Genomic DNA, 1052 nt, shown 5'->3' on the forward strand with positions numbered 1-1052 from the left:
AACGTTTCGGCTATGGTTAGTGCGGGAATTAAAAGTAGTGAACTTCCGATTAAGCACTTAGCCAAAACTTTTTATTTTGTTTTATCTTTTTTGTTCTAAAGCCAAATCAAAAAGATTTGGCGGACTTGGTTAAAAGCTCTAAACTTTGGGTTTAGCACCAAAACCCGTATTAACTATAGCCATTGTTGTGCACAGGCTTTACTCCTCTTTGGGTGGCTCTTTTAATAAAGTCAATCTTCTAGGTTCTCTTCTTTCTAGAATATTGATAATACGGTCTTCAATTTGTCCTTTTCTTCCATCCGTAGGATTTATTTCTCGGCCGTGCTTTACGTCAATTGTTGTCATAATATTGACACAAGCAAAATTTTGTTCAACACCTTTTTCCTTTTCTATTTTTTTAAATTTTTCCTCTGCACTTTGTTTATAACCATATTGGTCAAAAGTCTGTTCTGTTTCTTTTGGGAACTTATTCTTTAAATCTATCAGAGATTGTTCAATTATTTGTAATACCGAATTTCCGTAATCTATTGCTTCTTGTTTAGTTGGTATATAACCTTTATGTATTACAGAATTTCTGAAAGGAACTTCTTTATTTTGATTTAGTAATATTGGCTCTTTTCCAAATGTCTGAAAGTATAGCATTATATAAGCTCCAAGTTGTCTTTCTGATTGGCTTGCAACTTTTTTCCAAACTTTGTCTATTGCATTAATGTCATTTGTAGAAGCTCTTAGAACAGTCTTAACGAAGAATTCAAAATATCTTTCCATAGCAGATGTAAGAGAAGAAACAGCTTCTCGATAATAACCATCAATAATTGCATTTAGTCCATATTCAAAAAGAATTTCGAAATTAATATTATCAATAATCGTTTTTGATTTATGCCCTTTTGCACAGTTTACTTCATAGATTCCGTCATTATTAACTTGTTCAAATGGTGTTGATATAGAAGCACCGTCAAAGACTTGAGGCTCTCCTTTATCAACCTGTTCCATAAGGCAGTCAAAACATATTAAATCTAATAGCATCATATTTTTTCAGCTTGTGCACAACG

The 1052-nt window shown here is 32.3% G+C and carries 1 protein-coding gene; it reads right to left on the bottom strand.

The window, feature by feature from the left end:
* Positions 1 to 198: 198 nt before the first annotated feature.
* On the bottom strand, positions 199 to 1029 hold the full coding sequence (locus AQ1689_RS05380; protein ID WP_101955426.1) for a hypothetical protein: 831 nt from the start codon (positions 1027 to 1029) through the stop codon (positions 199 to 201).
* Positions 1030 to 1052: the final 23 nt, after the last annotated feature.

Origin of the sequence: Tenacibaculum finnmarkense, from assembly GCF_900239185.1 — a bacterium.
In the GTDB taxonomy this organism is placed as follows: domain Bacteria; phylum Bacteroidota; class Bacteroidia; order Flavobacteriales; family Flavobacteriaceae; genus Polaribacter; species Polaribacter finnmarkensis.